Source organism: Flavihumibacter cheonanensis, from assembly GCF_022352215.1.
Lineage (GTDB): Bacteria > Bacteroidota > Bacteroidia > Chitinophagales > Chitinophagaceae > Flavihumibacter > Flavihumibacter cheonanensis.
Map to the genome: position 1 here is coordinate 1,641,847 of NZ_JAKRWF010000001.1, position 21,941 is coordinate 1,663,787.

The window sequence follows — 21,941 nt, forward strand, 5'->3', positions numbered from 1 at the left end:
TAAAGTTAGTAAGAAACAATAGTACATTTGCAGTTCCCTAACAGGCACCCATATGAAAATAACTGTTTTACTGGCAACCTTTATTTTAGCTACCCTGCTGGCTTTTTCTTCGGATACGACACGAATAATCCAAACATCAGATTCCGTTAATCTTTTTGTGCATATTAGTGGAAAAGGCGCACCGGTATTGTTTCTCCATGGCGGGCCTGGCTCTAACTCCGGTTATTTTGAACATACCGGGGGAAATATATTTGAACAGGCCGTTCAAATGGTTTACCTCGACCAACGCGGATGTGGCCGTTCCGGCAAGTCGGAAAGCAGTAACTATTCACTCACAAGAATGGTACAGGACTTTGAAGAAGTCCGGAAATCACTGGGAATTAAACAATGGATAGTGATGGCGCATTCTTTTGGCGGTATACTGGCAACGGCATATGCAACAGCACACCCTGATGCAATTAAAGCGATGGTATACCTGAACTGCACCGTAAATATAGATTCCTCAGCAACTAGTGGAATTGAACATGCAGTAGCACTCCTGGAAAAAAAGGGAAAAACCTATCCGGAACTAACCAACGATTCTCTTCCATTATTGCAACGATGGGGACAAGCATTTGGAAAGCTTAGAGAAGAAGATTTGTTCTATGGGCTGATGTTTAACAGCCGGGAAAATTTTCAGTACCATGATTCAGTTACGCTTGCGTATGGAAAAGAATGGGATTTTGGCAATAAAGTCTGGGGATACAAGGAATATTTTGCAGACTTTATACCGGAAACAGCCAGTATTAAATGCCCTGTTTTAATAATAGGCGGAACAAAAGACTACACTATCGGAATCAGGCATCCGGAATTGATGCGCTTTCCAAACAAACAAATAAAATATCTGGAAGGGGGGCATGCATTGTATTTGGAAAACCAGAAAAACTTATACAATGCGGTGAAGCCTTTTCTAAATAAATACGGTAGAACGAAAACAAAGTAAACGATTGGATTTTTTAGCGTGCAGGCGTTTCAACAAATTCAACTCCAAATTCAGCTCCCATAATCAGCCAGGTCAAGTTTGTGAGGATTCAAAATTTGCCACCACAACATCAATTTCAGATTCAATGTTTCGAAGAATTGTAACTGCTTCATGAATCTTCAAGGCAGTCATTTTTTTGGAAAATGGTAGTCCTTACCTTGTCCTTACCTTATCCTTACCTTTTTCTTACCTCATAGAAACCTCATGGAAACCTCATCCTAACCTCAAAGGCAGGAATAAACTTATCATGAAAGAAATAGGTCATATAATGTATGTGTAATAAATGATCGGAAGCCAGAAATTAAAAAGGCGACCCGTTTAGCCACCTTTTTAATTGAAGTCGAACATAAATCATTGTGAATGTGGAGCTGGGGGGAGTCGAACAAAGCTCACAACTAATTAAATATCAATAAGATGGAAATGACAAAACCTATTAGTTCAATGAATTATTCAATCACTATTTTTTACTTTGTAGTGTGTGCTGAAAATACATAAATTTTACCAATAGTTTCGAAATCTTGACAAACTACTTTAGACCGTTTTTATCTTGTTTATCCAAAACAGGATGTGTTAGTTGGAAATTCCGGATAAATTGACCATTGAATTCCGCAAATAATTGATCATTGGATTCTGGTCTTAATTGATTACTGATTTCCAAGGCTAATTTATAGTTGTTGGTGATATGAACGAGGAGAATTCAGATACTATTTTGAATCTGTCAAGAAAATGATACTAACTAGTTAAATACTAAAATGGCACTTACTTTTAGTGGTCAATTTGCCCCGGAATAAAGTGGCCAGTTCGGAGGAATATGCACTCCAATATGGTGCCAGCGTTTATTCTTGCGAATAATTTATCTACTTTTATTTTAAATACAACCCCGTAATGCAAGCTTATATGCCTGGGAAATTTGAATTTCTAATCACTGGTGACAATGAATTATCGTCAGAGCAGTTCAACACCTTACTTTTTCCTACCACCTATCAGGTAAAAAAGATTGAGCGAGATGGATGGAGCTATTTTCAAACTGAAGGTGATGAGTTTTCTTATTCCTGGGAACCACCGGGTATCCAAATGACCTTCAACAAAGAATGCAGCTTCCAAAAAGCAAAGCAAATTGCAGATGAGGTGGTTCAAAACCTTGTAAAGGCAGGCTTCAATGTTGAATTATTAGTGATTAACAATACGCAAATCACTACATTCCAATAAATATGGGCATGCTTAAATGCTTTTAAACACCCGCTTTACTATGCATAGTATCCGCCATAAATTAGAAAATTACCTGAAAATATTTTACCCCGATACCCAAATAGATACTGAACATACATTAGGCGGAAAAATAACCATCCGAATCAATACTTCTGAAGAAGAAACTGTGGAAAATAACAAGAGGATTAGTCAGGCTGCAAGTCGCGCTACCCTCATCTGGAACAAACTGTTTGGTAAAACCCAAAACCCTTTGTGGATTATATCTTATAAATACGATGGCAAACAACTTATTAAAACCAATGATGAATACTACTTTCAACAATTTGGATCTGACAGCAATAATAAATTCATCACAACGAACGAAATCGTCCATTCCGGGATGATCAGTTTCGACCAAAATGGAAACGAATATTACGAAAAGATTGGTGCTACCATATCAATAGGAAAATTTCCAATCGAAAAAATAAATATCGAAAATATACTTACAGGCATAGCGAACCGAGATAATGGGATTGACCCCAAAATAGGTCAAAGTGATTATTTCTTAGATGCTGAAAACAATACGGGGTTTCACCTATACGACGATAGAGGTTTTTTCGTATGGGCCGATGAGCCTACCCCTTTAAGAGAAATATATGAAACACATTTGGATTGGATTTCAAACCACACCAGGGAAGACAATGAAGAATATTTTAATTAAAACACAATGAATTTATACCCCATTCAGAAGAACAAGTACAGCACCATTTTCTTTCAATCGCTTGCTGTTAAGGCAATTTTTGTACTAGTTTCCTACCTATTATTAAAAAACGGGCTGGTGTTTATCGATACAATTCCTGTATCAAAATTCACCTTACATATTCTCTTTGGAATGATTGCCCTTGCCTGGATACACACCAGTTACCAGAAAAAGCAGCTTTCTAAAATTCAATCAATAGAGGATTTTGATGTAAGAATGAGTGAATATGAAAAGTTCTACAAATTCAGACTGATCTGGTTCCTGTTCTCCTGTTTTATTTCCTGCTCAATTGCTTTATTCACTGCCCGATACCTCTTTATCGGATATGCAATAATTGATATTATGATATCACTTCCATTTTATCCCAACCTCCCCCTCTTCAAAAAAGAACTAAACAATTCAGAAATACTATTCTGCTAAAACCGTTGCCGTAAACCAATAAAAGCTACAGTAGTTATCAGAAAAATAGTGATACCTGCATATACCTGTGGTTCTTTCAGTATGGGTAAAGCAAAACAATACATTGCACCATTAATTGCATTTGTTATTGCTGCTATCCATTTTGTGAACTTTGAACCGCCTCTGTCTATTGCAACATGGTTAAGTAGTCCTGAAAAAACAATTGCCATACCTGCACCTACAAACCAGAGTGTATCGGTATTCATGTATAGAGGAAAAGCAAATCTAATATGCACTATTCCGAGAAGAATAATGATGTAAGAAACTATTTTAATAAGGCTATGCACAACAAGATTTATTCATCTGAATTGGCGGACAAGCTACTGTGCCGTAACTGCAAAACACACAACAATCTCCCTGCTTTGGTTTTAATATTGTTTCGCAGTTTGTACACTTATAAAAGTATTGACAGGCATCCGTAGGCATGGTTTCATCTTTTTGAAAACCGCATTCGGGACAAGTAATAGTAGATTGTAGCGTTAGTGTTTTCTCCATTCTTTATTAGTTTTTATCGCAGCAAGATTTACCGCTTCCGGGTGAACATGATTTATCTTTTTCACAACTTTCTTCAGATGCAATACAAAGTTCTACATGAGGCATTTTGCCTTTGCCTACATATTTTTCTCCGGCTTGTTGTATCTGGCTCTCTACTTTATTATACGCTTCTGTTGTTAAGTCTTTGTAAGAAGAAATTGAAAGAAACAGGTCAGCATAAATCATTTCAATATCCGCCTGAAACTGTTTTTCAAATGATGGCTTTATCAATTTCTTTTCTTTGTAACTGGCAATAGTATTCTTTGCAATAATACCTGCTTCTTCTTTACTTAATTTATCAACCTCTTTGCCCCTATACCATTCACTGCTATTCGGAAATGTATTAGCATAATCAGTTGCTTCTGTTTGGGCTAAAGTAGTAAGTTCAATATTATGATTGGTGCTAACCGTTTTAATAATTTCTACTTTTTTATCTGCTTCGGTTTTAGTATTCCATTTTACTGCTACAACTGTTCCCGTTTTATTTAACCATGCCCCTTCTACTGCATCATTATACTTTTCTAAATCAACTAACAAAAACTTTGCTTTACTGCCGCAACCAATTGATGGGGCAGCATGACAAACTAATGGAGCTTCGTAGAATGAAACGCCTGTATTATCTGCATTCATAAAATCATAGCTTTTTACTTTGTATCCTGTTTTATTAATTGCTGCCTCTATTGTCTTTTCATCAACTTTTGATTTATCAAAAGTGACTAAACTGCTCCGGGTGGCATAAGAAGTTTTATAAGCTAATACTCCATTTACTTTAGACAGTTCATTGTTTACATGTTCCTCGCAACCCTCGCAGGTCATACCTTGTATTGTGAACTTTACCTCTTGTTTGTTATCAACCACTGCAAGTGTTGCCTGCACTTTTGGTTTTGGATAAAACACTTTTGCATACAATGGAAAAGTCATCATCAGAATAGCAAAGACAGTTACTATTCCCAAAAATGTTTTGGACTGAAGGAATGAAGCCTTCTTAGTTGTTTCGCAATTGCAATCCATATCATTAGTTTTTATTGCTTTCAATTTTAAATACCATGCAAATGCCAATACAGCAATTGACAGTCCTATTAAATAAGGTCTTGCTGGTTCTATCCATGAAAAGTTAGCGGCAATGCTGCTGCTACCGGCAAGTAATGCAATAACAGGAGTAATACAGCAAAGTGAAGCTGCAATAGCAGTAAGAACACCTGCGCCGGTAAATGTGCCTGTAGATTTTATACTTATCATACTGTTTCCAGTTTTTGAGTTTGTACATTAATATGTTTGAAGAATGGCTTTAATATCTTTAAGTTTTCCTGTATAAGAGAATAATAAATTGTTTGCCCTTCTTTCCTGGTTTCGACAATGTTTCCATCCTTCAACTTTCGCAGATGCTGTGATACGGCAGGTATACTCATGCCTAAAATATCAGCAAGGTCGCAGGGACATAATTCTTTTTCTTCTTCCAATAAATAGATGATCTTCAGCCTTACTTCATTGCCTGCTAAAGCCAATATATTAGACAGGTTTGCAAAAGACTTCTGTGCAGTCTTCAACTTGCTTTTACAATTCTTTATTTGCTCCTGATCTGCAAATAGCCTGATGCAAGTATTATTTTCCATGAGGGCAAAGATAGGATAAATAATTATTTAAGCAAATGCTTAAATAATAGAACAAGCTGCATGACATCATCTTTTACACCTTCATTCTCTGTATTCTCACTGCATTTAAAATAGCCAGTAAAGCCACTCCCACATCAGCTATCACCGCCTCCCATAGAGTGGCTATGCCACCTGCACCCAAAATCAATACAAATATTTTCACAGTCATCGCCATAATGATATTTTGCCAAACGATGTTCCGGGTTATCTTACCAATTTTGATTGCAGAAACAATCTTATGGGGCTGGTCGTTCTGAATAACCACATCTGCTGTTTCAATAGTGGCATCACTGCCTAAACCGCCCATAGCTATTCCTGCATCAGCTAAAGCCACAACAGGCGCATCATTCACACCATCGCCAACAAAAGCGATATGCCTGCCTTCATCTTTTAGTTTCTGCACTTTCTCAACTTTACCTTCCGGTAACAAATCTCCATAAGCTTCATCTATACCAATTCTCTTTGCGACTTCATCAACCACAGACTGCTTATCACCAGAGAGCATTACTGTTTTAATATCCAAGCTGTGCATGTCTTTGACGGCTTGTACTGCATCTTCTTTTATTTCGTCAGCAATAGTGATATAACCTGCATACTGATTGTTGATTGCCACAACAACGATTGTGTCAACAATCTTTTCTATTTCCGAAGGGTAAGGTATATTGTACTTCCTCAACAGTTTTGCATTTCCGGCCAGCATATCCTTTCCCTCCACTTTTCCCTTTAAGCCATGACCTGAAATTTCTTCTACTGCATCGGCCTTGATATCATTTATTGTATCACCCGCATATTCTGTTACTGCTTTGGCTATCGGGTGGGTGGAGTTCTTTTCCAGTGCGGCGGTAAGTTTTACCAATTCCTTTTCATCCATATCTACAGGAACAACTTGTTGTACTTTAAATACTCCCTTCGTCAGTGTCCCGGTTTTATCCATCACCACCGCATTCACTTTTGTCATTACATCAAGAAAATTTCCTCCCTTAAATAAAATGCCGTTGCGGGATGCAAGACCTATTCCACCAAAATATCCCAACGGAATAGAAACGACCAATGCACATGGACAACTGATAACTAAGAAAACCAATGCCCGGTAGAACCAGGTTTGAAAATTATAATCATCCACAAAAAAGTAAGGAACAAAACATACCGCCACTGCAAGAAAGAAAACGATGGGAGTATAAATTTTTGCAAACCGAGAAATGAATAATTGTGTTTGTGATTTTCTTGCGGTAGCATCCTGTACCATTTCTAAGATCTTACTCAGTTTGCTGTCTCTAAACAGCGCTTTTACTTTAATTTCTGCAACGGTATTGAGGTTGATCATTCCTGCAAGGATAGTCTCACCTTTGTATTTTGTATCAGGTTTACTTTCGCCGGTCAATGCTGCTGTATTGAAGGAAGCATTCTCTGAAAGTAATTCTCCGTCTAATGCTACTTTTTCTCCCGGCTTCACCTGGATAGTTTCCTCTAATTCAATAATCGAGGGATCGGCAACAAGCGGTGAGCCATTTCTTATCACCGTTACTTCATCAGGTCTTACATCCAGCAGAGCTTTGATACTTCTTTTTGCATTATTAACCGCTGCATCCTGGAACCATTCCCCGATTTGATAAAATACCATTACTGCCACACCTTCTTCATATTCGCCAATTACAAATGCGCCAATGGTGGCAACACTCATCAATACAAACTCATTGAATATATCTCCTCGTTTTGATTTCCTGAAAGCAAGGGCTAAAACGTTTCTGCCAGCTAAGAAATAGGCAATACCGTTTATTCCCAGTGACGGTGTTTTAGGTAGTTCAATTTTAAAGCCATATTCCAATATTAACAAAACGATTAAAATGAATAGGGCCAATAATAAATCCCAGTGTTTTTTCCATCCCGGGTCTTCTTTGCTTTCTACTTTATGATTGTGTCCATCATCAGCAAAAGGGGTTCGTTTTTTTTCTTCGTTGGTTTTTATCAAATCACCTTTTTGTATTTCTGTAATCTGATGATCTTCGTGTTTGTGTTCCATATAGCTCAATTAAATAAAATATGAAATAATACCGGTGACAATTAGAACCAACCCGGTTACAATTCCCGAATTGTGTTCCCATTTATGCCAGTTGAGTTTCAATAAACCTTTGTAAGCAAATCGTATCCATATCACCATGCCGGTGATGGTTATAACACCGTACATCATCGCTATCAATCCCAGCATCCACCATCCCTTTGTTCCTGCCAATAAAAAATAGGCCTCTATTTCCAAACAGGGCGACAAAAACATGGCTATTACCAAAGCACTGATTATTTTGCCTTTCGACTTACCGGCTATTTTTTGTTTTTCCAAATGAAAGTGATGATGGACATAATGCTGCCTGACAAAAAATAGCCCGATTAGTATCAAAATGGATGGAGCAATAATGCGAGTGAAATGTTCAATGTTTTCATTTAATTCAAGCCCAATAAGGCCAAGCAAAATTCCGATTATAATAGTGCTAAGAACATGGGCCAGACCGGAAACAAATGTCACCCTCTCAGTTTCGCCTAAATCCCAATTCTCCCTTTTGCCTATTGCAAGCACTGGCAGCCAATGACTGGGAATAACAGCATGTAAGAGACTTATTATTAAACTTCCGGTTATGATTGAAAACATAGAACTACAAATTATCCATTTTTAAAGGCAGGTTTCTAAAAATTTCTTCCACTACAGCTTGTTTATCCTTTGCAAAATGATCAAGCTCTATTTTTATTTCGCCATTTGATGAAATACCACCACCTAACACTCCTTTTATCTTTTTCAAGCTCTCTTCCAACGGAATACTTATGCCACTAGCATGGTATGGGTCTGCAATACCCGTTACTGATGTGGGCAGGTGAATATTTACTCCAGTGATAGCAGTCTCCGTATTGGTTACTATTAATTCAATTTCGTCAAGCGATGCATTTTTCAATTCATAACTAATGTAAATCTGTGCGAATTTTTCATCTTTCCTAATTATCTCTACTTGTTCTGTAGCGCAATAATTTTTCAAGGCAGCTGTAAGATGCTCATACCAGGTGGGATCATTTCCCCTGATAGTCACATTAAAAAAAAGTTGTATCGTTGCCATCATGTTTTTTTTATTTTTTTAAAGCCTGTATTGTGATTGCTCCACCAAGATTCGCTCTCTTCAATTTCGTACTGTATTCCATTTTTACTGACAGTGGTTTTTTAGACTGCAGATATGTGTACTTTTTGTGCTGATGCACATTACAATTTTAAAATCCTGTAAGCTCCGAATCCGACCAAAATAAATACTATAATACCTATAATTAAATCGGGTAGCTTAGATGATGTAAAATACACTAACGCCCCTGCTATCATTACGCCTATGTTTACCATTACATCATTTGAAGTAAATATTGTGCTTGCCTGCATGTGGGCCTCTTTGCTCTTTGACTTTTGCAATAAATAAAGTGAAACTGCATTACCGATTAGAGCGAAAAATGAAATGCCTATCATAGTTTTAAACTCTGGCGGCTCACCATAACCTAAAAATCTTCTCACTACTTCTATAAAGCCAAATACTGCAAGAAGCAACTGGAAGTAACCGCTGATATGTGCAATTCTTCTTTTGTGAATTGCCGCTTTGCCTACTACAAAGAGAGCTAAACCATATACAATTGAATCGGCAAGCATATCAAGGCTATCTGCCACCAGTCCCATCGAACCGGAAATGAAGCCCGTAACAATTTCAAGAGCGAAAAAGAAAAAGTTTATTGCCAGAACCTGCCAAAGCAATTTCCTTTCCTGTTTTGTGGTATCTGTGAACAATAATTCTTCTTCATCGTTTATTTCTTCTGTTGCCAAAACTGTTGAATTGAAATTCAGGCTGTCAATGGCAGACGTTATAGGCTCGGCTTTGCCTTCATGAATTACATCAAGTTTGCGGCTAGGTATGTCAAACTGCAGTGATTTAATGCTTTCAAAACCTTCTAATTTCATTCGTACTATGTTTTCTTCCGAAGGGCAATCCATTTTTGAAATCTTGTAAGTCGTCTTGTTCATTACAAACTATTGAATGGTTATAACTTAATTGTGATTGTTTTTCAAAGCCTGAATAGTAGTTGTCTTTCCATGCTTGGCAATCCCTATGCTTCGCTAATTAATCTTTTTGCCCTTGTAGATACAAATACTTCCACCTATTGTACCGAACTTCTTCAATTCATTCACATCATCATAACCACATTCTTTTAAGAACCCGGGAAGTAATCCTTTCACATTACTTGTAGTGGTTTTGAACCCGTCCAGGAACTGAACCCAATAAAACAAAAGTCGTGATAAAGAACTTTTCGGTTTTCCCCAATCTGCTATACAGAATTCACCTCCTGGCTTTAGCACCCTTAATACTTCTTTAAACGTATTTATTTTGTCTGCATCCATTAAGTGATGAATCATTAAGCTGCTGGTTACAACATCAAAATAATTATCAGGGAATGGTAGTTGATAAGACATTCCATGTGTCAATTCAATGTTTATTCCTTGCTGTTGAATTTTGCTTCGTGCTATTGCTAAAATATTTTCGTCGCCATCAAGTCCTGCAATTTTTGCGTTTGGGTAACTACGCTTCATCATTATTGCCAGCGTTGCCGTACCAGTACCAATATCCAATATCCTCTCAGGCTTTTTATTTGAGAAGCTTTGAATAACGAAAGTTTTCCAGGTTTGTTCTTTCAGGAATCTTTGAATTAGAAAGTCATAAAACTTTGTCAACCAGTTATACTTTAATGCTGGTATATATGAAGATTGCATTGTCATAAAATAGTTTTTAGTTTATTCTTCTTCCTCGCCACCCTTTGTTTTTGATAAAATATAAAACGCCCCTTTGGTAACTACTCTTGCATTTTCTGGTGCTTTGTCAGCAAATGTGATTTGAATATATCCTAATTCAGCAACACCTGTTATCACTTCAACCATTTTAAAAGCCAGTTTATTTTCATCACCTTTCGATTCCTCCTTTTTATCAGTTTTTTCTTCCTTTTCCTCCTGATCTTTATCTTTCACAGATTCCTGAAGTTCTTCATCTACAATGAAAACGTATTCCTTCCCCTCAGATTTAACCACTGCATCAACAGGTACTGCGGTTACACTCTCGTTTCCAACTTTAATCAATGCGGATACATACATTCCGGGAATCAATTTATATTTCGCTCCATCTTTAATAACTGCATGAACTATGACCGCTTTATTTTCGCTTTCAAATGATTGGTTGATACCATAGACACGTCCCGTTATCTGGCGATTATCCTGGTTGGTCAAAATGAAATTAACTTCCTGCCCAACTTTCACTTTGAATAAGTCTTTTTCAAAAACAAGCAGATCACAATGAATGTTCGAGTTATCTATAATGTCCATTAAGGATTTTGTCACATCAACGTAGGACCCGACATTAATATTTATGTGTCCTATAACTCCCCCAATAGGAGCACGAATGGGCAGTTGGGTTACTATATTACCATTCGCTATGGATGCCGGATTTATACCAAATTGTTTCATTTGAGCTTCCAAGCCCGTTAACCGGGCTTGTTCAGCTAATAAGTTGCTTTCGGCCTGTTGGTAAATTTTTCCCGTTCCGGCATTATTTTCTTTTAACTCTTTTTGTCTTTCAAATTCCTGCATTGTATAGGTATGGCCTTTTTTAATAGACAGATATTCTTGCTGTAATTTGATAAATTCGGGATTTTCAATCATCGCAAGAGTTTGCCCTTTTTTTACATAGTTACCTTCCAAAACAAAAATTCTCTTGATAACACCTCCTATTAAAGAAGTAACATCGGCTTTGTTTTGAGGAGGAACTTCAAGCTGGCCACTTGCTTTAATAACACTGCTAAGGTTTTTTAATTCAACCTTTCCTATTTCTATTCCAACAGCTTTCATCTGTTCTGTAGTAAGTTCAATCGCTTCAGAATGTTCTTCTTCTGCTTTATCAGAAATTTTCTTTTTATTCGCCGCTGTGCTATCGGATATTTCGACTTCTTGTTTACCGGATGAATTACAGGAGACCATTGTAAAAGCTGAAATAAGCATGACAATTATTGTAACGCTCATAATAACTATATCTTTAATTTTATTAACTGTGTTCATATTATTTACCTTTTAGAGAATTTAATTGGATTATAACTTCATTATATTCACAAACGGTTTCTATATAATTTAATTGAGTTGAAATAGCCTGAGTAATATTTTGGATGAACTCAATGTACCCGATCTCTCCCTTTTCGTATGAAAAGCGGGAAATCCGCAATAATTCATTTGCCTGGCTATTACCAATTGATTGATAATAATCAATGGCTTGTTGAAGTTTTAAGTATTCATTTAATAGTTGGTAGTAAGAATTATTTAAATTAGCTGATGCAAGTTGCACTTCGGTCTGGGCAATTTTAGATTGAACTTTTGAAGCCTCTATTTTGGCCTTTTGAGATTTGGAAAAAATAGGAACTGCAACGCCTAATTGCAAACCTGCAATACGGGTTGATGGCGTGTAGCCCCTGTTAAGTTTAGCCGGGTCAAATCCCTTTACAACGAATTGATGGAAATAACCAACATTGAAATCCGGAAGCAATTTTTTCTTTTCTGCATTTATTTCGGCCTCTGCTACAGTAATTCGTTGCTTATAATAATCAATTATGGGATGATTATACAAACCGGCAGTATCAATTGAAAACTCTTTGGCCAGTTTGTAAAATTCTGACTCTAATGGCACAATAGCATCAGTGGTATTCACTAATCTTTGCAATGCCAGTTGATTTATAGTTATGTCTATTTCTGCCTGTCTCTTTTGCAATTGAATTTCACGATATCGTGTTTCGGCTGTAAGCCTTTCAAGGTTCGAGGTTTCACCGGCATTATAACGCACCTGTGCTCTGTCATTAAAATTTCGATACAAACTATCCTGGTAATTCAGCAATTTCAATTTTTCCTTTCCGTAGATAAGATTATAATAAGCAAGCTTGACATCTCTGATCAATTCATATTTTGCAACCTCCAGCGACTTTTCGGATAGAATCGTTTGCTGACGTAAAAAATTACTCTGTGCTTTGTATTTTCCAGGCAAGGAAATTGTTTGAGTAACTCCAATGCTATTGTCAATATTGCCGCCGCTTGTAGGATCTTGCGTCACCAGGAAATTAGTTTTCTCAATGTCGTAAGCTGTTCTTTGTAGTAATTGATTTTGCCTAATACTTAAGGAAGAAGATTTAAGCTGGTAATTATTTTGTACAGCAATATTGATCGTTTCATCCAACGATTTTTGAACTGTTTGGGCTTTGATTATGGTTGCAGGCAGTATGCAAAATAATATCGAAATTATAATTGCGGAGGCCGGTGGCGGAGTTTTCATACGTTTCTTTTTGAATTTTATTTTACCGGAAAAAAGGATGTACAAGGCTGGCAATACAAATAAGGTAAGAATGGTAGCTGTTATTAAGCCCCCGATAACGACCGTCGCCAAAGGCTTTTGAACTTCTGCTCCCGCACCCGTTGATAATGCCATCGGTAAAAAGCCCAATGATGCTACAGAGGCAGTCATGATTACAGGGCGAAGTCGTACCCTTGTTCCTTCTATTACCCGCTGATATATATCCGTCATACCTTCTTGTTTCAACTGGTTAAAATATCCAATCAATACAATACCATTTAATACTGCAACTCCAAAAAGCGCAATAAAACCAACACCTGCAGAGATGCTGAAAGGCATGCCCCTAATCAATAAAGCGAAAACGCCTCCTATGGTTGCTAATGGAACAGCGGTAAAAATGAGTAGCATTTGTGAAAAAGACCTGAAAGTGATATACAATAGTAAAAGGATCAAAAACATAGCGACAGGCACAGCAACCGACAATCGCTGTTTAGCCTCCTTCAGATTTTGAAATTGCCCGCCGTATGTTATATAATAGCCGGTTGGCAATTTTAATTTTTGATCAAGAACTTGTTGAATATCTGCAACTGTTCTCTCTACATCCCGTCCACGAACATTAAAGCCAACATAAATCCTTCTTTTACCATCTTCTCTTGAAACCTGGGCGGGGGCATCTTTAAATTCAACCTTTGCAACCTGGTCTAAAGGCACTTTGCTTCCTGAAGGCAATGGAATATATAAGTTCTCAATATTGACAATATTTTCACGCAAGTTTCTTTGCAACCTGACGACCATATCAAATCGCTTTTCACCTTCAAATACAACTCCTGATACATTACCAGCAAAGGCTGTTTTCAATATCATATTTACATCACTAATGTTTAATCCATATTGCGCCATTTTATCACGGTTATATTCAACTATTACCTGGGGTAAACCCGTCACTTTTTCTACAAAGGGTTCGCCTACTCCTTTTATTGGTGCAATTAATTTGGCAACTTTATTTGCATGTTGGGTTAATATGTCCAGATCATCTCCATAAATTTTAATAGCTACATCCTGTCTTATTCCGGTCATAAGCTCATTAAATCTCATTTGCATGGGCTGTGTTATTTCCATATTCACACCGGGTAATACAGATAATGCTTCTTCCATTTTCTCCATCATCTCTTCTTTCGTCTTAGCGGTTTTCCATTCTTCTTTCGGTTTCATAGCTACCATCATATCACCTCTCTCTATTGGCATAGGGTCGGTTGGAATTTCAGAACTTCCTATTCTTGTAACAACCTGTTTCACTTCAGGAAAGTTTTCCTTTAATATTTTTTCGGCCTTGCCAAACGTTTCTACCACTTGAGTTAAAGATGTCCCCTGCGCCATACTTATTTCTACAGTTAAATCACCTTCTTCGAGATTGGGAATAAATTCACCTCCCATTTTGCTGAATATCCAAATTGATATGGCAAAAAGTAAAACAGCTATAGTAATTGTTAGCTTCTTAAATCTCAATACCGAAGCAAGCATAGGGGTATAGATGCGTTTCAGAAAATCGATTATCCTGTCTGATATGTTCCGTCTGTGTGTTGTCTTCCTGCTCAGAAATAATGAGCTCATCATGGGAACATAGGTCAGTGAAAGGATAAATGCACCAAGTATGGCAAATGCGACTGTTTGTGCCATAGGCTTAAACATTTTGCCTTCAATTCCAATAAGAGATAGCAGGGGTAAATAAACAATTAGAATTATGATTTGTCCAAAGGCAGCCGAATTCATCATACGCCTTGAACTTTCAAATACTTCATCATCCATTTGTTGTTTGGATAATTTTGGAATTCCCTGGTGATGATGCTTACTCATAGAAATCCGGTGAACTACACTTTCAACAATAATTACTGCACCGTCTACAATCAATCCAAAATCAATAGCACCTAAACTCATAAGGTTTCCGGATACTCCAAATAATTTCATTAATGAAAAAGCGAAAAGCATTGACAGCGGAATTACTGATGCAACAACAAGACCCGCTCTCAGGTTTCCTAAAAGCAATACCAGAATAAATATTACAATTAACGCACCTTCAATTAAATTCTTTCTTACAGTGCCGATGGCCCTTCCTACTAATTCTGTTCTGTCTATGAATGGCTCAATGATCACACCTTCGGGCAGTGATTTTTGAACCTGAGTCATTCGCTCTTTTACATTTTTAATTACCTGGTTAAAATTCTCTCCTTTTAGCATCAAAGTGATACCCGCCACTACTTCCCCTTCACCATTTCGGGTGACTGCACCATAACGTGTTGCATTTCCATATTGAACTGTAGCCACATCTCTGATCAAGATGGGTATATTGTTGATATTTTTAACAACAATCTTTTCAATGTCAGTCAGCGTTTTTATCTGACCCAAGCCCCTGATAAAATATGTATTATTGCGTTGCTCAATGTAAGAGCCGCCGGTATTTTCATTGTTTTTCTCCAGTGCTTCAAATATGTCTACAACGGTTAGGTTCAGAGAATTTAATTTCTCATTATCAACAGCTATTTCATATTGCTTTACATATCCACCCCATCCGCTTACTTCAGCAACTCCTGGTGTGCCTGCTAATTGAGTTTTAATGATCCAATCCTGCATGGTTCGCAGATCCATAGCAGAGTATTTCTTTTCATAACCCGGTTTGGTATGCAGGACATATTGATAAATTTCGCCAAGCCCTGTTGTGATGGGAGCTAAGGAAGGCTCTCCAACACCTTGTGGAATTTTGGCTTCGGCTTCTTTCAATCTTTCATTTATCTGTGCTCTTGCCCAGTAAACATCCACCTTATCCTTGAATACTATTGTGATAACAGAAATACCAGATCGGGAAATGGACCTTTTTTCAATTACATCGGGAACATTGGCCATTGATAGTTCAATCGGAGCTGTAATTATTTGCTCAACCTCCTGTGCACCTAATGTGGGAGCAAGCGTTATCACCTGAACCTGGTTATTCGTTATATCAGGAACAGCATCAATCGGTAGCCTGCTTAAAGAATAAACTCCCCAAATAACTAAGAGGGCAGTCATGGCTCCAATGGCCATTTTATTTTTTATAGAGAATTTGATGATTTTTTCAAACATGATTTTTAGTGTTTAGAAACCAATCGGTAGTATTTAATTGCAATTCCTGCAATAGCCATCAACATAATAATACCAAACAGTATCATTGTAATTATTTTTATAACCCGCATCCACTTTGGCTTTACAGGGTCTTTTATTTTGCTGTAAACTGTTTTTCTACGTGTTGATGACTTTTTGTTTTTAGCCATAACCACATGGTAAACGAAATGATAAAAATGTAATAGACAGTGCATGATTGATGCACTGATGCGAATGGGAGAATTAAGCAGCTAATTTGGGTGGCTGCCAGATGGAATAAGAAACTTCTGTATTAAGGTTTTCGTTATGCAGAGGATACTTTTCTGATTTGAAAAATATTTTTACAACCTGTGTTTTGTTCAAGGGATTATAAAAGGCAGATGCAGCACAACAAGAGCAGGTGCAGAAAGGTGTACAGGCCTCTTTAGTATGATTATGTTCCTGGTGATTGGTGGAAGCCGAAATTTTTACTTCTGCTTTTGCACTGCACTCTGTACTGTCGCTGCACGGAAGGCATGACAGGTAGAGCAGGAAAAAAGCCAAAAAGGAGAATAAAAATTTCATTGTTGCAAAAGTAACGGGATATGTTGCAAATTCGTATAAAATTGGAGGTTAAAATGGTAATATGGTTGCAAAAACCAGTAAATCAAGGAGTTTTTTACGTATTTCGACAGGCAAGCCAAAGTACACTAAAGGACAAGATTCGCCACTTTAATTGTCTTTTCCTTATCATCCGTCCATGCAAAAACTAAATTGTTACCAGATTTTGTCATCTGGGGAAATCCACTTGACCTCGATTCTGCTGAGGAAGCAATTGTTATAGAAGCTTCTTTTTTACCATCCTTGTAAACTTTCACTGCTTTTATCACGGCCCCTTCCATCCAACTGACCATTGCGCTTTTATCATCCAGCATAACAACGTCAACACGGCCAATCCCTTTTCCTTCATCAATACGAACAGGCGCATTAAACGTAGCACCCCCGTCTGCAGAGAAAACGACATTCACCTGTGTTTTTTTATCAGGAGATGAAAACCATACCACGGCAACAGTATTATCCTGTGCAGCAATTCTGGGTCCATTGACAGGGCATCCCTCAATTTTCCATTTGTCGGAAAAAACAGGTTTCGGCAATGTCCACTGACCGTTTACAAACCGAACAATAGAGATATCTCTTATTTCTGCTTCTGACCTGTCCCTATAAACTACAACAGGCCCATTTGCAGTGATGGCAGCACTTGTCTGGCAACAGTCACATACACGGTTATCCAATTCCCACTCACTGGATTTCTTTCCCTGCTTATCTACTATGGCACCACGAATTGTCATTTGTCCATGATGCCCCTCTTCATGTTTTCCTTCGCCTTCCATTGCAGCATTCCTTCCATCGAGCCATGAAATAAAATAATTGTCTTCGTATGGAACTATTGAAACAAAACCATGCTCTGCTTTTTTTCCATCATCATGAAGAATGTTTGGATCACTCCATGTCTTTCCCTGGTCAACAGATGTAGTTATTTTTACATCGTAGGTATAAGTGCCTTTTTCGCTTTTTTCTAAAAAATGTGCAACCATGGCTTTGCCTCCATCGGTAGCCAATTGAGGATAATCCGCCCAATTCACAAACCAATTATCGCCTGAACTTATCACAATAGGTTCAGACCATTGCTCAATATTTAAAGCAGAAAATTTCAATAAACTTTTCTCCTTTGTTTTCTCTACCCAGGATAAATAAACCACCCCATTTTTATCAGTAAATAAATACGGTTCTGCGCTTCCTGAATCAGCAGGTGATGAAAGATATTTTAAGTTACTGTTAGCAATATCTGCCGACTCATTTTTTTGACTGTCTGTTTGTTTTGGTGAATTTTTGCAGGAAGACAACGCAACGATAAATAATAAAGTACTTACTAGCTTATTCATTTTTATTTACAATTTTAAGTATCATGTCAATATTGCTCTTTTCGTCCCACTTGCGATAACCCGATTCAGAAAACACAAGACTACCGTCAGGATTAAATATATAAGTTGTTGGCAAAACCTGGAGGCCTAACTCTTCGCTGTTTTGAATTTGGCAATAAGTGAGATTAAAATTATGAGCTTTTTTGAACGCATCAATTTCTTCTATTGCTTCGTTGGAAGCGATTAAAAAAACGACTTTTTCCTTATTCAAAATATTCTGTGCTTTTTCAATCGTTGGCATTTCTGCAATACAAGGCTTGCACCAGGTAGCCCAAAAATTGAGAAATATTGTTTTCCCTGCATATTTTTTTAAACTGAAAGAATTACTTTTTAAGTCTGCTAATTTTATTTTCTCAAATGTCGTATCTGGCAGAATAGTAACCGGCTTGTCTTTATTCACTTCTTTGCAGCTTATAAACAACAAAACAACTGAGAGGCTTAATAGCCGGAGAGTATTCATTTTTTGTAGTAACATATTTGACATTATGGATGGTGTAAGTTGTGAACATGATGTAAAGAATCCATTGTATGGTGATGACAAATATGATGTCCCGGATGATGTTCACAGTTAACGTGGTGATGATTGTTGGTTATGGTAACAAGTGAATCATTGAGGTGCCCGGGATATTTGGGATGATGATGGCCATGGTGATTAATAGTTGGATTATAAGGTACCCATTGATGGCTATGGTCATCATGAATGTATGTGCCATGATGATAGACATTGTGGTGATGCCAGAACAAGGAGTCATGATGATGATAGACGCTGTCCCAATAAAGACGCTGCGTATGATTCGGAGCGGTTATGAGGCTATTCACTGACTGTCGCATATCGGATAACTCCCCGGTCATAGCAACAGAAGCAGAAAGATCGTCTTGCTGAATAGTTTCCGTGGACTCATTTTTATTGCAGGACAAAACAAAAACTGCTATAATTAAAACGTAAATCGGTTTCATATTTTTTTGTTTGGTGTAGTAATATTTTTAATGAGTTGGATTCAGTATATTATCTAAAAGTCTTGAAATGAAAGATAGTTTTTATAATTGATTTCTTACAGACTAGGTATTTCTTTATCGCCGTTTTGTTTTGATTTTGAGATCATTAGGATGACACCAATCAGAATAAAAGGAATACTTAGTATTTGTCCCATATTTATTATCATAGTATTTTCAAAAGTCTCCTGGTTTTCCTTTACAAATTCAACTAAAAATCTTACAGAAAACAGCATTATCAGAAAACTTCCAAAAACAAAACCTTGCTGTACTTTTTCTATTTTCTTTTTATATAGGAACCAGAGAATACCAAAAATAATCAGGTATGATATAGCCTCATACAATTGTGCAGGATGCCGTGGAATCATATCAACTCTTTCAAAAATAAAAGCCCAAGCAACATTGGTTGGCTTACCAATAATTTCGGAATTAAAAAGATTACCAATACGGATAAAAAAAGCGGAGAGGGCTACAACAATTACAAGCCTGTCCATTATCCATAAAAATGATTGTTTATATTTCCAGCAATACCATATAACTGCAATAATTATCCCAATGGCAGCGCCATGACTTGCCAATCCCTGGTATCCTGTCAATTCAAATTTTCCGTTTCTAATACTGAATGGTAAAATAATTTCCAGCAAATGATTCTTATAGTAGCCAAATTCATAAAACAGTGTGTGACCTAACCGGGCTCCGGCAATCGTTCCAATAAAAATATAGACTGATAATTTATTCAGCAGTGAAAACTCACCGCACTGAGGTCTTAGGAAACCCGGCAACGATAAGTGCGCCCACGCCGTAGCATGAGCGTTCTCACTTATTGTCCCATTGCCTCTTTGAAAGTTCCTAAGTTTCAGTGCGGGACTTAAAGCTAAAACGCTTCAAGAATATTTTGTGCAAAGATATAATTTTAAGCGGATTTCTTTGAAATGTTAGCATAACATCATGGTTAGCACAGTGAAATAAAGGCGGGGTTTCACGCATGACGGAAATCAGGTTTTCCCGTGATAACGGTCATTCTTTAAACGGCTGTTCACGGTTTACCTTTATGCAAGATTTTATACAACCTGGTTTTTAATACAGGACGTTCAAAATGCGAAGTCTATTGCAAGCGTAATAAAGAATGAAACAAAATCAGTTATATATCAAAGGCATGTGCTGTGAACGTTGTATTGACAAGGTGAAACAACTGCTTGGTGAAGGAAATTACAAGGCCCTGAAAACGACCCTCGGCGAAGTAACGCTTGAAAATAAACTGACAGAAAAGGATTTGGCGGCTTTAAACCGAAAGCTGGCAACCTGGGGCTTTACCGTGGTGAACTCACATACAGAGCAGGTAGTTGCCAAAGCAAAGACAGCCATTTTTGAGTATATGAATGAGATGATAGGCAAGACCTCAAAATTGCGGTTATCAGATTATGTAGCAAAAAAAGTCGGCATGAGTTATTACTACATCAGCCGCATTTTTTCAGAGGCAGAAAAGATAACAATGGAAAAGTTCCTGATCCTGTTAAAAGTGGAACGGGTGAAGGAACTGCTTTTACAGGACGAAACAACAATCAGCAATATCGCATACGATTTGGGTTACAGTTCGTCACAAAGCATGTCCTCCCAGTTTAAAAAAGTTACCGGAAAAACACCTGGACAATACCGGCTTAGTCCGGTTCCGGCGCGTGTTCATCTGGATAAAATAGAGGTGCAAAATTTTATACAAAATCCAAAATAATGCGTACAAAGTTCAAAACACCTAAAACTAACTTTGCTGAAATTGAAATAGTTGTAAAATAAACAATGAAACCAATAGCCGTCATAGCGTTAATGTTCGTTTACCTGATCGCATCATCAGGTATCAGCGGCTCTATACACTATTGCGGCGATACCGTTGCCTCTGTTTCTTTTGGGCACAACCATACCAATAAATGTGCCTGTGGCAGCGAGGATATGAAGGACTGCTGCCATGACAAAGATTTTTACCTGCATCTGGATGATGGTCATCAAAAATCAACGCAGGTATCCTTCGACCTGTCCAAAACATTTGACGTTGATATCGCATTGGTACCAGCCTCTCATTCCGATTTTCAACTATTCTCCTGGTCAGCCAGTCCCAAACCATCCTTCTATCATCCCCCCGACCAGCTACATCCCCGGCTGTATGTTTTAAACCGGGTTTTCCGGATTTGATGTTCAAAATCATCAACCAACACGCCCGGCTCAGGCAGGTTGATGAGATCCCCCTTGTGTGCGGCGCTGCCGGTCTGTTACATTCAGACTGAAGATATACTTATGTCTATTCTTCGGTTGGCATGAATGATTTTCCAGTCCTGTTTGCTTTGGTGAATGCTGCCAAAGCTTCCGCAGGCAGCTCAGCCGTTTGTTATTTCAATTCGTTCATTAATCAATATTTCACAATTAAAATCAAAAACAATGAAAAGGTTCCTTTTCTTTTTTATGCTGGCAGGAAGCCTGCTGGCATTCTCACAAAATTCAGTAGCACAGAAAAATTCAGTAACGGCTGCAACCGCTACTAAAAAGAACGGCTATACCGTTCTGAACGCCGGGGAGAAAGTCGTCCTGTATAAATACGAACACAAGGCACATGCGCCCAAACAGGCAGACAAATATCCAATCACCTATTTCTTTACAACGGGAGATTCCGACGTACTGCAACCGCTTACAAAGACAAACCTGAAAAAAGCGTTTCCGCAAAACCATCCTTTCCACGACGCTTTGGATCAGACCTTCAAAGAAGACGGAGAACTTACCGCATATGACAATTTCCACAAAATGTATAAAGTAAACTGGGTGTTGAAAAACCATCTCTGATTATTCAGGGGCTGCCTCTTTGCGGGCGGC

Annotated in this window: 23 protein-coding genes; 7 read left to right on the top strand and 16 right to left on the bottom strand. The window is 37.7% G+C overall.

Translation table 11 applies throughout. From position 1 onward, the window contains the following. Nucleotides 1-52 precede the first annotated feature (52 nt). The 4 genes from MD536_RS07260 (at nucleotide 53) to MD536_RS07275 (ending at nucleotide 3,389) form a co-directional block, all read left to right on the top strand. The gene (locus MD536_RS07260) at nucleotides 53-982 is read left to right on the top strand and encodes an alpha/beta fold hydrolase (protein ID WP_239597177.1); all 930 of its coding nucleotides are present in this window, start codon (nucleotides 53-55) and stop codon (nucleotides 980-982) included. 924 nt (nucleotides 983-1,906) lie between these two features. Next, the gene (locus MD536_RS07265) at nucleotides 1,907-2,230 is read left to right on the top strand and encodes a hypothetical protein (RefSeq protein ID WP_239597178.1); all 324 of its coding nucleotides are present in this window, start codon (nucleotides 1,907-1,909) and stop codon (nucleotides 2,228-2,230) included. A gap of 40 nt (nucleotides 2,231-2,270) precedes the next feature. Further along, nucleotides 2,271-2,930, top strand: a complete 660-nt coding sequence (locus MD536_RS07270; RefSeq protein ID WP_239597180.1) for a DUF3885 domain-containing protein — start codon at nucleotides 2,271-2,273, stop codon at nucleotides 2,928-2,930. Nucleotides 2,931-2,936: 6 nt separating this feature from the next. After that, nucleotides 2,937-3,389, top strand: coding sequence for a hypothetical protein (locus tag MD536_RS07275; RefSeq protein ID WP_239597182.1), 453 nt, complete (start codon nucleotides 2,937-2,939; stop codon nucleotides 3,387-3,389). Here the strand turns inward: MD536_RS07275 and MD536_RS07280 are convergent. The 16 genes from MD536_RS07280 to lgt form a co-directional block, all read right to left on the bottom strand. Further along, entirely contained in the window at nucleotides 3,386-3,634 is a 249-nt protein-coding gene (locus MD536_RS07280; RefSeq protein WP_239597184.1) for a hypothetical protein, read from the bottom strand. The two genes, MD536_RS07275 and MD536_RS07280, sit on opposite strands and share 4 nt — an antisense overlap. A gap of 73 nt (nucleotides 3,635-3,707) precedes the next feature. Next, nucleotides 3,708-3,923 (bottom strand): GDCCVxC domain-containing (seleno)protein, encoded by a 216-nt coding sequence (locus tag MD536_RS22050; protein WP_290792337.1) that lies wholly within the window; start codon nucleotides 3,921-3,923, stop codon nucleotides 3,708-3,710. A 6-nt stretch (nucleotides 3,924-3,929) separates the two neighbouring features. Beyond that, nucleotides 3,930-5,201, bottom strand: coding sequence for a mercuric transport protein MerTP (gene merTP, locus MD536_RS07285; RefSeq protein ID WP_239597187.1), 1,272 nt, complete (start codon nucleotides 5,199-5,201; stop codon nucleotides 3,930-3,932). After that, nucleotides 5,198-5,575: an ArsR/SmtB family transcription factor gene (locus MD536_RS07290; RefSeq protein ID WP_239597195.1), complete on the bottom strand. Its 378-nt coding sequence runs from the start codon at nucleotides 5,573-5,575 to the stop codon at nucleotides 5,198-5,200. The genes merTP and MD536_RS07290 overlap by 4 nt, the downstream gene beginning before the upstream one ends. 73 nt (nucleotides 5,576-5,648) lie before the next feature. Continuing rightward, nucleotides 5,649-7,634 carry a heavy metal translocating P-type ATPase gene (locus MD536_RS07295; protein ID WP_239597197.1) on the bottom strand — a complete coding sequence of 662 codons (1,986 nt, stop codon included), beginning with the start codon at nucleotides 7,632-7,634 and terminating at the stop codon, nucleotides 5,649-5,651. 9 nt (nucleotides 7,635-7,643) lie between these two features. Next, complete coding sequence (locus MD536_RS07300; RefSeq protein ID WP_239597198.1) at nucleotides 7,644-7,949, bottom strand: PepSY domain-containing protein; 306 nt, start codon at nucleotides 7,947-7,949, stop codon at nucleotides 7,644-7,646. Between the two features lie 310 nt (nucleotides 7,950-8,259). Then, a complete protein-coding gene (locus tag MD536_RS07305; protein ID WP_239597200.1) occupies nucleotides 8,260-8,715 on the bottom strand; it encodes a hypothetical protein in 456 nt (151 codons plus the stop codon). A 137-nt stretch (nucleotides 8,716-8,852) separates the two neighbouring features. Continuing rightward, nucleotides 8,853-9,650 carry a cation diffusion facilitator family transporter gene (locus tag MD536_RS07310; protein WP_239597203.1) on the bottom strand — a complete coding sequence of 266 codons (798 nt, stop codon included), beginning with the start codon at nucleotides 9,648-9,650 and terminating at the stop codon, nucleotides 8,853-8,855. Nucleotides 9,651-9,743: 93 nt separating this feature from the next. Next, the gene (locus MD536_RS07315; protein WP_239597207.1) at nucleotides 9,744-10,400 is read right to left on the bottom strand and encodes a class I SAM-dependent methyltransferase; all 657 of its coding nucleotides are present in this window, start codon (nucleotides 10,398-10,400) and stop codon (nucleotides 9,744-9,746) included. Nucleotides 10,401-10,415: 15 nt separating this feature from the next. Next, nucleotides 10,416-11,726, bottom strand: coding sequence for an efflux RND transporter periplasmic adaptor subunit (locus MD536_RS07320; RefSeq protein ID WP_239597209.1), 1,311 nt, complete (start codon nucleotides 11,724-11,726; stop codon nucleotides 10,416-10,418). A 1-nt stretch (nucleotide 11,727) separates the two neighbouring features. Continuing rightward, a complete protein-coding gene (locus MD536_RS07325; RefSeq protein ID WP_239597212.1) occupies nucleotides 11,728-16,113 on the bottom strand; it encodes a CusA/CzcA family heavy metal efflux RND transporter in 4,386 nt (1,461 codons plus the stop codon). A gap of 261 nt (nucleotides 16,114-16,374) precedes the next feature. Then, complete coding sequence (locus MD536_RS22140; protein ID WP_369075798.1) at nucleotides 16,375-16,695, bottom strand: DUF6660 family protein; 321 nt, start codon at nucleotides 16,693-16,695, stop codon at nucleotides 16,375-16,377. 125 nt (nucleotides 16,696-16,820) lie between these two features. Then, nucleotides 16,821-18,053, bottom strand: coding sequence for a sialidase family protein (locus MD536_RS07330; RefSeq protein ID WP_239597214.1), 1,233 nt, complete (start codon nucleotides 18,051-18,053; stop codon nucleotides 16,821-16,823). Further along, entirely contained in the window at nucleotides 18,046-18,567 is a 522-nt protein-coding gene (locus tag MD536_RS07335; RefSeq protein WP_239597215.1) for a TlpA family protein disulfide reductase, read from the bottom strand. The genes MD536_RS07330 and MD536_RS07335 overlap by 8 nt, the downstream gene beginning before the upstream one ends. An 8-nt stretch (nucleotides 18,568-18,575) precedes the next feature. Beyond that, entirely contained in the window at nucleotides 18,576-19,049 is a 474-nt protein-coding gene (locus MD536_RS07340) for a hypothetical protein (RefSeq protein WP_239597217.1), read from the bottom strand. A 95-nt stretch (nucleotides 19,050-19,144) separates the two neighbouring features. Next, nucleotides 19,145-19,867, bottom strand: coding sequence for a prolipoprotein diacylglyceryl transferase (gene lgt, locus MD536_RS07345; RefSeq protein WP_239597219.1), 723 nt, complete (start codon nucleotides 19,865-19,867; stop codon nucleotides 19,145-19,147). 344 nt (nucleotides 19,868-20,211) lie between these two features. Between lgt and MD536_RS07350 the strand changes: the two genes are divergently transcribed. From MD536_RS07350 to MD536_RS07360, 3 genes are all read left to right on the top strand, one after another. Then, nucleotides 20,212-20,814: a helix-turn-helix domain-containing protein gene (locus tag MD536_RS07350; protein WP_054282549.1), complete on the top strand. Its 603-nt coding sequence runs from the start codon at nucleotides 20,212-20,214 to the stop codon at nucleotides 20,812-20,814. 65 nt (nucleotides 20,815-20,879) lie between these two features. Next, nucleotides 20,880-21,269: an HYC_CC_PP family protein gene (locus tag MD536_RS07355; protein WP_133176933.1), complete on the top strand. Its 390-nt coding sequence runs from the start codon at nucleotides 20,880-20,882 to the stop codon at nucleotides 21,267-21,269. Between the two features lie 243 nt (nucleotides 21,270-21,512). After that, entirely contained in the window at nucleotides 21,513-21,911 is a 399-nt protein-coding gene (locus tag MD536_RS07360; protein WP_239597222.1) for a hypothetical protein, read from the top strand. The last annotated feature ends 30 nt before the right edge of the window (nucleotides 21,912-21,941 follow it).